At 66.7% G+C, this 13,805-nt stretch carries 13 protein-coding genes; 9 read left to right on the top strand and 4 right to left on the bottom strand.

Annotated features, from left to right (window positions below; genetic code table 11):
- The first annotated feature begins 18 nt into the window (after positions 1–18).
- The 4 genes from FHY06_RS27250 (at position 19) to FHY06_RS27235 (ending at position 4,101) form a co-directional block, all read left to right on the top strand.
- On the top strand, positions 19–1,002 hold the full coding sequence (locus tag FHY06_RS27250; protein WP_019658481.1) for an ABC transporter substrate-binding protein: 984 nt from the start codon (positions 19–21) through the stop codon (positions 1,000–1,002).
- Between the two features lie 64 nt (positions 1,003–1,066).
- Positions 1,067–1,903 carry an ABC transporter ATP-binding protein gene (locus FHY06_RS27245; protein ID WP_019658480.1) on the top strand — a complete coding sequence of 279 codons (837 nt, stop codon included), beginning with the start codon at positions 1,067–1,069 and terminating at the stop codon, positions 1,901–1,903.
- Positions 1,900–2,709, top strand: a complete 810-nt coding sequence (locus FHY06_RS27240; protein WP_019658479.1) for an ABC transporter permease — start codon at positions 1,900–1,902, stop codon at positions 2,707–2,709. The genes FHY06_RS27245 and FHY06_RS27240 overlap by 4 nt, the downstream gene beginning before the upstream one ends.
- Before the next feature lie 9 nt (positions 2,710–2,718).
- Complete coding sequence (locus FHY06_RS27235) at positions 2,719–4,101, top strand: FAD-binding oxidoreductase (RefSeq protein ID WP_184606969.1); 1,383 nt, start codon at positions 2,719–2,721, stop codon at positions 4,099–4,101.
- A gap of 6 nt (positions 4,102–4,107) precedes the next feature.
- On the opposite strand, the gene lnt is transcribed toward FHY06_RS27235, so the two are convergent.
- From lnt to FHY06_RS27215, 4 genes are all read right to left on the bottom strand, one after another.
- The gene (lnt, locus tag FHY06_RS27230) at positions 4,108–5,673 is read right to left on the bottom strand and encodes an apolipoprotein N-acyltransferase (protein WP_184606968.1); all 1,566 of its coding nucleotides are present in this window, start codon (positions 5,671–5,673) and stop codon (positions 4,108–4,110) included.
- Positions 5,673–6,551: a CorC family transporter gene (locus FHY06_RS27225; RefSeq protein WP_019658476.1), complete on the bottom strand. Its 879-nt coding sequence runs from the start codon at positions 6,549–6,551 to the stop codon at positions 5,673–5,675. The genes lnt and FHY06_RS27225 overlap by 1 nt, the downstream gene beginning before the upstream one ends.
- Before the next feature lie 109 nt (positions 6,552–6,660).
- On the bottom strand, positions 6,661–7,389 hold the full coding sequence (locus tag FHY06_RS27220) for a GNAT family N-acetyltransferase (RefSeq protein ID WP_019658475.1): 729 nt from the start codon (positions 7,387–7,389) through the stop codon (positions 6,661–6,663).
- Positions 7,390–7,508: 119 nt separating this feature from the next.
- On the bottom strand, positions 7,509–7,982 hold the full coding sequence (locus FHY06_RS27215; RefSeq protein WP_019658474.1) for an Lrp/AsnC family transcriptional regulator: 474 nt from the start codon (positions 7,980–7,982) through the stop codon (positions 7,509–7,511).
- Positions 7,983–8,127: 145 nt separating this feature from the next.
- Between FHY06_RS27215 and hppD the strand changes: the two genes are divergently transcribed.
- The 5 genes from hppD to FHY06_RS27190 all read left to right on the top strand — a co-directional run bounded on the left by hppD (position 8,128) and on the right by FHY06_RS27190 (position 13,792).
- Positions 8,128–9,255, top strand: a complete 1,128-nt coding sequence (gene hppD, locus FHY06_RS27210; RefSeq protein WP_019658473.1) for a 4-hydroxyphenylpyruvate dioxygenase — start codon at positions 8,128–8,130, stop codon at positions 9,253–9,255.
- Between the two features lie 36 nt (positions 9,256–9,291).
- Positions 9,292–10,098 (top strand): transporter substrate-binding domain-containing protein, encoded by an 807-nt coding sequence (locus tag FHY06_RS27205; RefSeq protein ID WP_184606967.1) that lies wholly within the window; start codon positions 9,292–9,294, stop codon positions 10,096–10,098.
- 29 nt (positions 10,099–10,127) lie between these two features.
- Positions 10,128–11,018, top strand: a complete 891-nt coding sequence (gene phhA / locus FHY06_RS27200) for a phenylalanine 4-monooxygenase (protein WP_184606966.1) — start codon at positions 10,128–10,130, stop codon at positions 11,016–11,018.
- A 134-nt stretch (positions 11,019–11,152) separates the two neighbouring features.
- The gene (locus FHY06_RS27195) at positions 11,153–12,850 is read left to right on the top strand and encodes an AMP-binding protein (RefSeq protein WP_184606965.1); all 1,698 of its coding nucleotides are present in this window, start codon (positions 11,153–11,155) and stop codon (positions 12,848–12,850) included.
- A 9-nt stretch (positions 12,851–12,859) separates the two neighbouring features.
- Positions 12,860–13,792, top strand: a complete 933-nt coding sequence (locus FHY06_RS27190) for an MBL fold metallo-hydrolase (protein WP_184606964.1) — start codon at positions 12,860–12,862, stop codon at positions 13,790–13,792.
- The last annotated feature ends 13 nt before the right edge of the window (positions 13,793–13,805 follow it).

The following is a 13,805-nucleotide window of genomic DNA, read 5'->3' as shown; positions in this document are numbered from 1 at the left end:
TACGAGAGGTCCACTCCCATGCGCTCCTTCGCACTGTCCATCGCCGGCGCCGCCGCCATCGCCTTCCTCGCCGCCGCGCCCGCCCAGGCCGAGGACAAGTTCACCTACATGACCAACTGGTATGCGCAGGCCGAGCACGGCGGTTTCTACCAGGCCGTGGCGCAGGGCATCTACAAGAAGTACGGCCTCGACGTCACCATCAAGATGGGCGGCCCGCAGGTCAACATCACGCAGATGATGGCCGCCGGCCAGGCCGACTGCATCATGGGCTCGAGCGACATCCAGATGATGCAGGTGCGCGAAGGCGGCGTGCCGGTGGTCAACGTGGCGGCCTTCTTCCAGAAGGACCCGCAGGTGCTGATCGCGCACGACGACGTGAAGAAGTTCGAGGACCTCAAGGGCAAGACGCTGCTGATCGGCGCGCAGGCCCAGCGCGGCTACTGGCCGTGGCTGAAGGCCAAGTTCGGCTTCACCGACGAGCAGACCCGTCCCTACACCTTCAACATCCAGCCCTTCGTGGCCGACAAGAACGCTGCGCAGCAGGGCTACCTGACCTCGGAGCCCTACGCCATCCAGAAGGCCGGCGTGAAGAGCACCGTGCTGATGTTCAGCGACCACGGCTTCCCGGCCTACGCGACCACCGTGTCGTGCATGGAGAAGACGGTGAAGGACCGCAGCAAGCAGGTCGCCGCCTTCGTGAAGGCCTCGGCCGAGGGCTGGAAGAGCTACCTCGCCGACCCTGCGCCCGCCAACGCCCTCATCAAGAAGGACAACCCCAACATGACCGACGACCAGCTGGCCTACAGCGTCGCCAAGCTCAAGGAGATGGGCATGGTCACCGGCGGCGACGCGGCCAAGCTCGGCATCGGCGTGATGACGGATGCACGCGCCAAGGCGAGCTACGACTTCCTGGTGAGCGCGAAGCTGCTCGACCCCGCCAAGGTCGAGCTGGCCAAGACCTACACGACCGAGTTCGTCAAGGACGCCAAGGTCATTCCCTGACGCTCGGGCACTGCCCTGAAACCAGGCGGCCGCGCAGCGCGGCCGTTCTCGAAAGGCCTCACGAATGAATCGCATCGACCCCCACACGCTGGCGCCCCCGCCCGATTTCGCACCTGCCGTCCCGGCGGTGGAAGTGCTCTCGGCCGAGAAGACGTATCCCAACGGCACGCAGGCGCTGCTGCCCGTGGACCTGTCCATCGCCGAAGGCGAGTTCGTCACCCTGCTCGGCCCCTCGGGCTGCGGCAAGAGCACGCTGCTGAAGATGGTGGCGGGCATGCTCGAGCCCAGCGACGGCCGCCTGCTTGTGTGGCGCCGGCCGGTGGCGCAGCTGCACGAGAGCTCGCACAAGATGTCGTTCGTGTTCCAGTCGCCCACGCTGATGCCGTGGGCCAGCGTGCGCACCAACGTGCGGCTGCCGCTGGACCTGGCGGGCGTGCCGCGCAAGGAGGCCGATGCACGGGTGATGGAATCGCTCGAGCTCGTGGGCCTGCAGAAGTTCGCCGACGCGCTGCCGCGTGCGCTTTCGGGCGGCATGCAGATGCGCGTGTCGATCGCGCGCGGCCTCGTCACGCAGCCCGACCTGCTGCTGATGGACGAGCCCTTCGGCGCGCTCGACGAGATCACGCGCCACAAGCTCGACGCCGACCTGCTGGAGCTGTGGCGCAAGAAGAAGCTCACGGTGATCTTCGTGACGCATTCGATCCACGAGGCGGTGTTCCTGTCGAGCCGCGTGGTGATGATGGCCGCGCGGCCCGGCCGCGTGGTGGAGGAGTTCCGCATCGACGAGCCCTATCCGCGCAGCGCCGACTTCATGGTCACGCCCGAATTCGCGCGCTACGCCAAGCAGCTGCAGGACAGCCTGCTGCGCGCCAGCAGCACTGACGAGGAGGCCGCGCGATGACTGCGAAGACCGTTCCCCTGCTGGGCCAGCCGCGCGTGCAGCGCGTGCTCTACCCGGTGCTGATCGGCGTGGTGCTGATCGCCCTGTGGCAGTGGCTGGTGGTGGCGATGGAGCTGCCGCCCTACCTGGTGCCTTCGCCCTACCTGATGATGCAGACGCTGGTGACCGACTGGGCGCCGCTGGGCAACGCGCTGCTGGTCACGCTGAAGATCACGGTGCTGTCGTTCCTGCTGGCCACGGTGGCGGGCGTGCTGATCTCGTTCCTGTTCGTGCAGAGCAAGCGCATCGAGACCGCGCTCTTCCCCTACGCGGTGCTGTTGCAGGTCACGCCCATCGTCGCGGTGGCGCCGCTCATCATCATCTGGGTGAAGAACCCGGTGGCGGCGATGACGGTGTGCGCCGCGCTGGTGGCGCTGTTCCCGATCATCAGCAACACCACGCTGGGCCTGCGCAGCATCGACCCCGACCTGCAGAGCTACTTCAAGCTCAACCGCGCGACGCGCTGGCAGCAGCTGGTGCGGCTGCGCATCCCGAGCGCGCTGCCGTACTTCTTCGGCGGCCTGCGCATCTCCAGCGGCCTCGCGCTGATCGGCGCGGTGGTGGCGGAGTTCGTCGCGGGCACCGGCGGCTCGGGCGCGGGCCTGGCCTACCAGATCCTGCAGGCGGGCTTCCAGCTGAACATTCCGCGCATGTTCGCGGCGCTGCTGCTCATTTCCCTCACCGGTGTCGCGCTCTTCGTGCTGATGGCCTGGCTCACCAAGCTGGCGCTGGGCTCGTGGCATGCGAGCGAACTTTCCCAGGATTGAACCTTGACCATGAACGCCCCTGTTTCCGCCATCGAGCAGCTGCTGCTCGAACTGCCCGACCTCGACTGGATCACCGACGAGAGCCGCGTCACGCGGCTGTCCTCCGACTTCTCCTGGTTCAGCCCCGTGCTGGTGCGCCAGCTCAAGGACAAGCGCGCCGACGCGGTCGTGCGGCCGCGCACCGAGGAAGAGATCCGCGCCGTGGTCGGCGCCTGCGCGCGCCGCTGCGTGCCCATCACCATCCGCGGCAGCGGCACCGGCAACTACGGCCAGACCACGCCGCTGGCCGGCGGCGTGGTGCTCGACATGACGGGCTACAACGGCTGCCTGTGGGTGCGCCCCGGCGTGGCGCGCGCGCAGGCCGGCATCCGCCTGGGCGAACTCGAGAAGCAGACCAAGCCCACGGGGCAGGAGCTGCGCTGTGTTCCGTCCACCTACCGCAGCGCGACGCTGGGCGGCCTCTTCGGCGGCGGCTTCGGCGGCGTGGGCTCCATCAACTACGGGCCGCTGGGCGCGCCTGGCAACGTGATCGGCATCCGCGCGATGACCATCGAGGCCGAGCCGCAGGTCGTCGAGCTGCGCGGCGCCGACGCGATGCGCATGCACCACCTGTGGGGCACCAACGGCCTCGTGCTGGAGCTGGAGATCGCCCTGGCGCCCGCGCATCCCTGGCTCGAGACGCTGGTGACCTTCGGCGACTTCGAAAGCGCACTGCACTTCGCCGACAAGCTCGCGCACGCGCCGGGCATCGTGAAGCGCGGCGTCACCTTCTTCGCGGCGCCGATCTCCGACCATCTCGCGCAGCTCGCCACGCACCTGCCCAAGGGCTGCCACACGGTGCTGTCGCTGGTGGCCGAATCGTGCGAGCCCGCGATGCTGCAGCTGGTGGAAGCGCACGGCGGAACGGTCAGCTACCGCAAGACCGCCGCCGAGGTGCAGAAGAGCAACCGCACGCTGATGGAATTCACCTGGAACCACACGACGCTGCACGCCCTGAAGATCGATCCGAACCTGACCTACCTGCAAAGCGGCTTCGTCCCGGGCAGGCACGTCGAGCAGGTCATCGAGATGGAGAAGCTGCTGGGCGGCGAGCAGGGCGAGGTGATGATGCACATCGAGTTCCTGCGCAACGTGGCCGGCCTCATGACCTGCAGCGGGCTGCAGCTGGTGCGCTTCAGCACCGAGGAACGGCTGCAGGAGATCATGCGCATCCACCGCGAGCACGGCGTGCACATCAACAACCCGCACGTGAACATCGTGGAAGACGGCAAGGCCGGCGGGCCGCTGCCGCCGGAAGTCATCGAGGTGAAGAAGCGCTTCGACCCGCTGGGGCTGCTGAACCCGGGAAAGCTGCGCGACTGGCCTGTGAAGGTGGCTGCTGCGGCAGCCTGACCGGTTTCAGTTCCTGCGGCGGCCCTGCACCCAGGCCGCGGCAACGATGGCCATGGCCAGCAGCCACAGCGGCCAGAGGCCGAAGGGCGCCACCCAGCGCGCGAAGGGCGTGAGGCCGCGACGGCCTTCCACGTTCGCCTCGAGCACGCCGCGCGTGAGGCGCGGCAGCTCGTGCGTCACGCGGCCCTGGGCGTCGATCACCACGGTCGCGCCGGTGTTGGTGGAACGCACCATCGGCCGCGCGAACTCGAGCGCGCGCATGCGCGAGATCGACAGGTGCTCGTCGATGGCCACCGTGTCGCCGAACCAGGCGATGTTGCTCACGTTGAGCAGGATGGTGGGCGCCATGGCCTCGTCGCGGAAGTTCGCACCGATCTCGTCGCCGAACAAGTCCTCGTAGCAGATGTTCGGCGCGATGCGCTGGCCCTGCCAGACGAAGGGCGCCTGGGCGAGCCCGCCGCGCGCGAAGTCGCCCAGCGGGATGTTCATCATCTGGATGAACCAGCGAAAGCCCGGCGGAATGAATTCGCCGAAGGGCACCAGGTGGTGCTTGCTGTAGACGTACGGCCGCGCTTCGCCGGGACGGAAGCCGAGCACCGAGTTGCTGTAGGTGCCCTGTCCGCCCATGGGCAGGCCGACGATGGCTGCCTGCGTGCCCTGGCTGTAGCGCGCCTGGATCGCTTCGAGATAGCCGGGCGGCAGCTGCACGGGCAACAGCGGCAGCGCGGTCTCGGGCGTGACGACGAGCGAAGCCTTCGCATCGCGCAGCTGCTCGCCGTACCAGCTCAGCGCGGTCTCGATGCCGCCGCCGGGAATGAACTTCTCGTCCTGCGGGATGTTGCCCTGCAGGAGCGCGATGCTCAGACTGCCCGCAGCGCCCTTGTCGCCCCGCACGTCGTCGCCAAGCGCCGGCACGAGGTTCGGCACGGCGAACACGAGCGCGATCAGCACGATGCCTTGCGCGGCCTGCGCCATGCGCAGCGGACGATGCAGCGCGACCAGCGCAACGGCCAGCGCCGCCGCGACGCCGATGCCGTACACGCCCACCCATGGCGCAAGCGCGGCGAGCGGGCCTTCCACGTGCGCGTAGCCGCCCGCGCCCCACGGGAAGCCGGTGAACCAGCTGCCTCGCACCAGCTCGGCCAGCGTCCAGAGCGCCGCGAAGACCAGTGCGCCCGCCACCCGCCCCTGCGGCCCCTTCACCACGAACCATGCGGCCGCGACCGCGTAGTAGAGGCCCAGCGCGGCAGCCAGCGCGAGGACGGCGATGGCCGCCAGCGGCGCCGGCAGGCCGCCGTAGGTGTGCATCGAGATGAAGAGCCACCAGAAGCTGCCGGTAAGCCAGGCGGTGGAGAACAACCAGCCGTGCAACCCCGCGCGGCGCCAGCCCGCGCCCTGCGAACGCAGCCCGTCGAGCAGCCACACCAGGGCACCCAGCGACAGCAGCTGCAGCCACCACAGCGGCTTGCCGCCGACCGGCGAGGCCATCGAGAGCGCCTGCGCGAGCCCGGCGGCGACGAAGCCGAGCGGACGGAGTAAGGAGGCGAAGGAGGAAGCCGGCGCGCGAGCCATCAGTCGGCCGCGTCGCCGCCGCGTGCCGGGGACACCTTGAACCAGCGCACCGCGCCGCCCTTGGTGTGCAGCACCACGAAATCGAAACCGCCGATCGCATGGTGCTCGCCGCGCTTGGGCACGTGGCCCATCTCGTGGGCGATCAGCCCGCCGATGGTGTCGAAGTCTTCGCTGAGCTGCTCTTCGTCGAACACGATGCCGAAGGCCTCGGCGACGCGCTCGATGGGCGTGTCGCCCGAGACGCGGTAGGTGTGGTCGGCCAGGCCGAAGATGTCGCCCTCGTCCTCGGCGATATCGAACTCGTCCTCGATCTCGCCGACGATCTGCTCGAGCACGTCCTCGATGGTGATGAGGCCGGCCACGCGGCCGAATTCGTCGATGACGATGGCCAGATGGTTGCGGTTGCCGCGGAATTCGCGCAACAGGTCGTTCAGGCCCTTGCTCTCCGGAACGAAGGTCGCCGGGCGCAGCAGCGCACGGATGTTCAGATCCGGCGCGCGCTGCAGCTTGAGCAGGTCCTTCGCGAGCAGGATGCCGATGATGTTCTCCTTCTCGCCCTCGTACACCGGAAAGCGCGAGTGCGCGGTGTCGATGACCAGGTGCAGAAGCGCGTCGAACGGCGCGTCGATGTTCACCAGGTCCATGCGCGGCGCGGCGACCATCACGTCGCCGGCGGTCATGTCGGCCATGCGCAGCACGCCTTCGAGCATCACGCGCGACTCCGCGCCGATCACCTCGTTGTCCTCGGCGTCTGCCAGGGTTTCGATCAGCTCGTCGCGCGAATCAGGGCCGGGATGGATGAATTCGGCGAGTTTCTGGAGAAAGCTGCGCTTGTCTTCCCGTTCGACGGGAGCGCGTTCAGGGTGAGGTTCGGCCACTGCGGGAGGGCGGAGTTGAGGAGGGACAAGGATACCGGATTGCGTGTGACACGCTCTACCGGCCCCTTTCAAGGGGCCGGGCCCAGGCGGCCGCCATGGGCCGCAGGGCTCAGGGCGCCGACTTCTTGCGGGCGTCGCGCATGCCGCTGCGCACTTCCTGCAGGCTGGCCAGGAAGGTCCAGAACTGCTTGGCGCGGCTCTTGAGGGCGAAGTCGACGGCCGCGTAGTGCTCCAGGGCGATCTCGCTCATGCGGCTGTCGAAGGTGGCGCTGGGCAGCTCGAGATGGGCCTCGGCTTCGGCGCCGCTGCGCACCACGGTGGCCCCGGCGTTGCGGGCGATCTTCAGCATGGCGGCGTTCTCGCTCAGCGCATGGATGAAGAGCATGCCCACGCCCTCGTTGCGGGCCACGACCACGGCGCGCTCGAACAGGCGGGCGCCGTAGCCACGGCCGCGGGCATGGGCCGAGACCGACACGCCGAACTCCGCGCAGTCGCTGTGCTGGTCGCCGGGGGCGAAGGCCAGGTGGGCCATCGCGATCAGGTCGAGGCGGCGGTTGTAGATGCCGAAAAGCTCGTCGCGCTCGAAATCGAGGCTGTCGACGTAGCGCTGGACCTGCTCGTCGGCCGCTGCGTAGCCGAAACGCAGGTAGCGGTCGTGCGGGGTGAGGTCCAGCAGGTGGCGCGCGATGCGCTCGCGTTCGCGCGGGCCGATCGAGCGGATCGGCACCATCACCGGTTGAGGCGCGCTGACTGCGCGTGGTTGCGCCTCGACCATCGGCGCCCTCAGGAAAGAGCCAATGCCGAGAGACGCTTTGAGCAGGTTCCTGGCGGTAAGCATGGCTCAACTTTAAGGGTTTTCCCTTAAACAACAAGTCTACAAGGTCAATCTCCCGACACATTTGTGACCCAGTGCCTGGCTGTAGCCACCGGTGTAGCGCCCGAGCAACCGAAATGTGGCTAAACGGGTACAGCTGTGGTGGCTTTGACACGGTCCAGCACGAAGCTGGTCTTGCAGTCTTCCACGCTGGGGTGCTTGAGCAGGGTGTCCATGATGAAGCGGCTGTAGTGGGCCATGTCGGCCACCACCACGCGCAGCAGGTAGTCCATGTCGCCGGTGAGGGCGGCGCACTCGACAACCTCCGGCCATGTCTGCACGCTGGCGCGGAACAGGTCCATGGGGTTGCGCTTGTGGGTCTCGGTGTGCTTTTCGAGACGCACGTTGAGATAGGCGGTCAGCCCCAGGCCGACGGCTTCAGGCTGAACCAGCGCCACGTAGCGGTCGATCACGCGGTGTTCTTCCAGCCGCTTGACCCTGCGCAGCACGGCGCTGGGAGACAGGCTCACCTGCTCGGCGATCTGGTCGTAGGTAGCGCGACCGTCTGCTTGAAGCGTGCGCAGAATGAGTCTATCGATCTTGTCCAGTGCTTCCATTTCGCGATTCTTGCAGTTTTACTGCGTGACGGCCACCAGGGGCGCGCGGAAACGCAGTAAACCTGAGAGGCATCCGCCCTACATTGCATGACCGGCCGATTTCGCGCCCCACTCATCCATTCCATCCCCACATCGGAGACCGCACATGAGCCTTGCAGACGCACCCGCCTTCACGCCCTGGGAGAACCCCATGGGCACCGATGGCTTCGAATTCATCGAGTACGCGGCACCTGATCCGGTCGCCATGGGGAAGGTGTTCGAGCGCATGGGCTTCAAGGCCGTGGCCAAGCACCGCCACAAGAACGTGTTGCTCTATCGCCAGGGCACGATCAACTTCATCATCAACGCCGAGCCCGATTCGTTCGCGCAGCGCTTCGCGCGCCTGCACGGCCCCAGCGTGTGCGCCATCGCGTTCCGCGTGCAGGACGCCAAGTTCGCCTACGAACGCGCCATCTCGCTGGGCGCCTGGGGCTTCGCCGACAAGGCCGGCCCGGGCGAGCTGAACATCCCGGCCATCAAGGGCATCGGCGACAGCCTGATCTACCTGGTCGACCGCTGGCGCGGCAAGAACGGCGCGAAGCCGGGCGACATCGGCAACATCGGCTTCTTCGACGTGGACTTCGAGGCGCTGCCGGGCCTGTCCGCCGAAGAGGCACTGGCCCCCGTGGGCAACGGACTGACCTACATCGACCACCTCACGCACAACGTGCACCGTGGCCGCATGAACGAATGGGCCGAGTTCTACGAGCGCCTGTTCAACTTCCGCGAGGTGAAGTACTTCGACATCGAAGGCCAGGTCACCGGCGTGAAGAGCAAGGCCATGACCAGCCCCTGCGGCAAGATCCGCATCCCGATCAACGAAGAGGGCAAGGAGCAGGCCGGCCAGATCCAGGAGTACCTGGACATGTACAACGGCGAAGGCATCCAGCACATCGCGATGGGCTCGGACGACCTGTACCAAACGGTCGACGCGCTGCGCGCCAATGGCGTGAAGCTGCTGGACACCATCGACACCTACTACGAGCTGGTCGACAAGCGCATTCCCGGCCACGGCGAAAGCGTCGAGGAGCTGCACAAGCGCAAGATCCTGATCGACGGCAAGAAGGACGCTCTGCTGCTGCAGATCTTCAGCGAGAACCAGCTCGGCCCGATCTTCTTCGAGTTCATCCAGCGCAAGGGTGACGACGGCTTCGGCAACGGCAACTTCAAGGCGCTGTTCGAGAGCATCGAGCTCGACCAGATGCGCCGCGGCGTGCTTAGCGCCGCAAAATAAGGGCCCTTCCCTTATCTACCTGCTTCTGGAGCACGCATGCGCAGCTGTACGCCTTCGATCGGTCTGACTTTCATCGCGGCGGCTGCCGCCCTTCTTTCGGGTTGCGCGATGGCGCCCGCGGCCGCGCCGGCGGCCGGCGCCTCGCACCTCGATAACGTGCAGAAGGCCGCGGTGCTGCGCATCTGCACGCCGGGCGACTACAAGCCCTTCAGCTTCCAGAAGCCCGACGGCGCCTTCGAGGGCATCGACGTCGACCTGATGGCCGGCTTCAGCGCCAGCCTCGGCGCGAAGCCCGAGTGGATCAAGACCACCTGGGCCAACCTGCTGCCCGACCTGGCCGCCGGCAAGTGCGACATCGCCGTGGGCGGCGTGTCGGTCACCACCGACCGGCAGAAGCGCGCCTTCTTCAGCGCGCCCTACATGGTCAACGGCAAGACGCCGATCGCGCGCTGCGCCGACGTGGCCAAGTACCAGAGCGTGGCGGCCATCGACCAGCCGTCGGTGCGCGTCATCTTCAATCCGGGCGGCAGCAACGAGCGCTTCGCCCGTGCCAACTTCAAGAAGGCCAAGCTCACGCTGCACGGCGAGAACGTGACGATCTTCGACGAGATCCTCGCCAACCGTGCCGACGTGTTCGTCACCGAGGCGGCCGAGGCCATCACGCAGCAGAAGCTCAAGCCGGGCCTGTGCGCGGTCAACCCCGACAAGCCGCTTCAATACGGCGAAATGGCCTGGATGCTGCCGCGCGACGACGTGGCCTTCAAGTCGTACGTCGACCAGTGGCTGCACCTGCAGCAGGCCGGCGGCGACTTCCAGCGGACGATGGACCGCTGGCTCAAGTAAGCAAGCAACTCACGACCGGTCTCTTCTTCATGGACTCCTCCGCAGCCGCCGCCGTTGTCACCCCCGCCGTCACCCCAGCCGTGTACGGCGCCTCCGACCGCCCGCCCCGCGGCGACTACTCGCGCGGCGGCGCGGTGCTGGCCGACTACACCTGCCCGCAGGACTGGGCCAGCTACACGCCGGCGGACCACGACACCTACCGCCGCCTCTACGAGCGGCAGGTGGCGCAGCTGCCGGGGCTGGCCTGCGACGCCTTCATCGAGGCGCTGCCTTCGCTGGGCGTGAAGGACCGCATCCCGCGCTTCGACGAGCTCAACGAGCGGCTGCACCGCACCACGGGCTGGGAGATCGTCGCCGTGCCGGGGCTGATTCCGGAGCTGCCTTTCTTCACGCTGCTCGCGAACCGCAAGTTTCCGGTCACCGACTGGATCCGCAAGCCCGAGGAGTTCGACTACATCGTCGAGCCCGACGTGTTCCACGACCTCTTCGGCCACGTGCCGATGCTGTTCGACCCGACCTTCGCCGACTACGTGCAGCGCTACGGCCAGGGCGGCATCAAGGCACACGAGCTCGGAGCCGGAGAAAAGCTCGCGCGCCTCTACTGGTACACGGTGGAATTCGGCCTGATCCGCCAGCCGGACGGCTTGCGCGCGTACGGTGCCGGCATCCTCAGCTCGGTGGGCGAGCTCAGGCACGCGGTGCTCAGCGACGAGCCGCGCCGCCTGCCGCTGGACCTGCTGCGCACCATGCGCACGCGCTACAAGATCGACACCTACCAGGCCAACTACTTCGTGATCGACAGCTTCAAGCAGCTGTTCGACCTCACCGAACCCGATTTCACGCCGCTTTACGAGTCGTTGAAGGTGGCCCCGGACATCGAGGCCGGGGTGCTGCTGCCGGGCGAGTCCGGCAAGGCCTGAAATCCCGAAGGGTTGTTTGCAGCTGTCGTCGTGCGCAGCTATCGCGCGCGCGACAGCGCGCGCCCTTGTCCTAGGACAAGCCCGCTGGTCGCGGAAGCAGAGTGGCTTCCACAATCCGCGCCAAAGGAGCTTGCATGCAGACGACATCATCCGCGCGACAGAACTACCCGGCCGGCGTGCCGCACGAGATCGATCCGGAGCAGTACCGTTCACTGCCCCAGATGTTCGACGAGGCCTTCGCCCGTTATGCCGACCGCCCCTTCTCGGTCTGCATGGAGCGCTGGATGTCGTACGGCGAGCTCGACGCGCTGTCGAAAGCGCTGGGCGCCTGGCTGCAGTCGCGCGGGCTGGAGCCCGGGGCGCGGGTTGCGATCATGCTGCCGAACATTCCGCAGTTCGCGGTCACGATGTGCGGCGTGCTGCGCGCGGGATACACCTGCGTCAACGTCAATCCGCTGTACACCGCGCGCGAGCTGGAGCACCAGCTGAAGGATTCGGGAGCGACGGCCATCGTCATCCTCGAGAACTTCGCCTCCACGCTGGAGAAGGTGATCGAGCGCACGCCGGTCAAGCATGTGGTCATGACATCCATGGGCGACCTGCTCGGAGGCTTGTACGGTGCCTGGATCACGATGGCCGTGCGCCATCTCGCGAAGCTGGTGCCGGCCTACAAGCTGCCGCTGAGCGACGGCCGCAGCGTCACCCCTTTCAGCCAGGCGATCGCCGAGGGTCGCGGTCGCACGCTGGGCCCGGACCAGAGCACGCTCGATTCGATCGCCTTCCTGCAGTACACCGGCGGCACGACCGGTTTGTCGAAGGGCGCGGTGCTGACCCATCGCAACATCGTCGCGGCCACGCTGCAGGCCGAGGCTTGGTTCACGCCGGCGCTGTCGCGGGCGGGTGACCTCGCGAAGGTCAACAGCATCGCGGCGCTGCCGCTCTATCACATCTTCGCGCTGACACTGTGCCTGCTGGTGATCCGCCAGGGCTCGCACATGACGCTGATTCCGAACCCGCGCGACTTCGACAAGTTCATCGCGGTGCTGAAGAAGCGGCCCTTCCACATGCTGCCCGCGGTCAACACCCTGTTCAATGCGCTGCTGATGCATCCGGAGTTCAAGTCGGTCGACTTCTCGACGCTCTTCGTCTCGCAGGCGGGCGGCATGGCCGCCTCGGAAGGCACGGCGCGCAAGTGGTTCGAGGCCACCGGCTGTCCGATGATCGAAGGCTGGGGCATGAGCGAGACATGTGCGATCGGCACCAACAATCCGGTGTCGAACACCGCGTTCACCGGCACGATCGGGTTGCCGCTGCCCAGCATCGAGATCGCCATCAAGGATGACGATGGAAACTCGTTGCCCGTCGGCGAAGCGGGGGAGCTCTGCATCAAGGGTCCGAACGTGATGAAGGGCTACTACAACCAGCCGGCCGAGACTGCCGCGGCCTTCACCGCCGACGGTTTCATGCGCACCGGCGATATCGCGGTGATGCAGGAAGACGGCTACAGCCGCATCGTCGACCGCAAGAAGGACATGATCCTTGTGAGCGGCTTCAACGTGTTCCCGAACGAACTGGAGAACGTGATCTCGCTGTGCCCCGGCGTCGTGGAGTGCGCGGCGGTGGGCGTGCCCGACGAGAAGCAGGGCGAGGCCATCAAGGTGTTCGTGGTCCGCAGGGATCCGACGCTGACCGAGGAGGCCGTGCTGCAGTATTGCCATTCGCAGCTCACGGGCTACAAGCGGCCGAAGCACATCGAATTCCGGGAGTCGCTGCCGAAGACGAATGTGGGGAAGATCCTGCGCCGCGAACTCCGCACGAGTGCGGGCGCCTGAGCGGCGAAGATGAGCCATTCATCCGCGAGTGCGGGGCTGCCGGCGGGCGTCGTCGTCTTCGAGCGGGGATGGCTGTCCTCGAACAATGTGTTGTTCGTGGGCAGCACAGAGACGGCGCTTGTCGATACAGGCTATGCGACGCACGCCGAGCAGACCGTGGCGCTGGTCGAGTCAGTGCTGCACGAGCGGCCGCTCGACCGCATCCTGAACACGCATCTGCACAGCGACCACTGCGGAGGAAATGCTGCGCTGCAAGAGCGCTATCCGTCCGTTCGCATCGAGATTCCGCCGGGCGAGGCGGCGCTGGTCGAGAGCTGGGACCAGCAGAAGCTCAGCTTCCTGGCCACGGGGCAGATCTGTCCACGATTTCGATTCACGGCACTGCTGCTTCCAGGTTCGGAATGCGTCCTGGGTGACCGGCCGTGGCAGGTGCATGCGGCGCCGGGTCACGACCCTCACTCGGTCATTCTGTTCGAGGAGGCGTCACGGACTTTGATCTCAGCGGATGCGCTCTGGGAGAACGGATTCGGCATCGCGTTTCCCGAATTGGCGGGGGAACCGTCGTTCGGAGACATAGGTGCGACCTTGGATCTGATCGAGGGGCTCGCGCCGCGGCGGGTGATTCCGGGGCATGGGGCCGTATTCGACGACGTGGCAAGAGCCTTGGACATTGCACGTCGTCGGCTTGATGGATTGAGCAGAGACCCGGTCAAGCATGCGCGGCACGCCATCAAAGTCTTGATGAAGTTCAAGCTGCTGGAAGTGCAGTCGATTTCGCTGATGGCTTGGAAGGCGTGGCTGGCTTCGACGCCGTACCTTGAGTTGATCCGAAGTCGTTTTTTCAGAGGATCCGAATTGGGTCAGCTAGCCCGAGATATGTTGGAGGAGTTGGTATCTGCGGGAGGTGCCGAAGTGGAGGCGGAGGTTGTGCGCAACCGGTGATGCGCCTGTTCGT

This window comes from Variovorax atrisoli (genome assembly GCF_014195185.1).
Lineage (GTDB): Bacteria > Pseudomonadota > Gammaproteobacteria > Burkholderiales > Burkholderiaceae_C > Variovorax > Variovorax atrisoli.
This window is presented reverse-complemented; position numbering and strand designations above follow the sequence as displayed.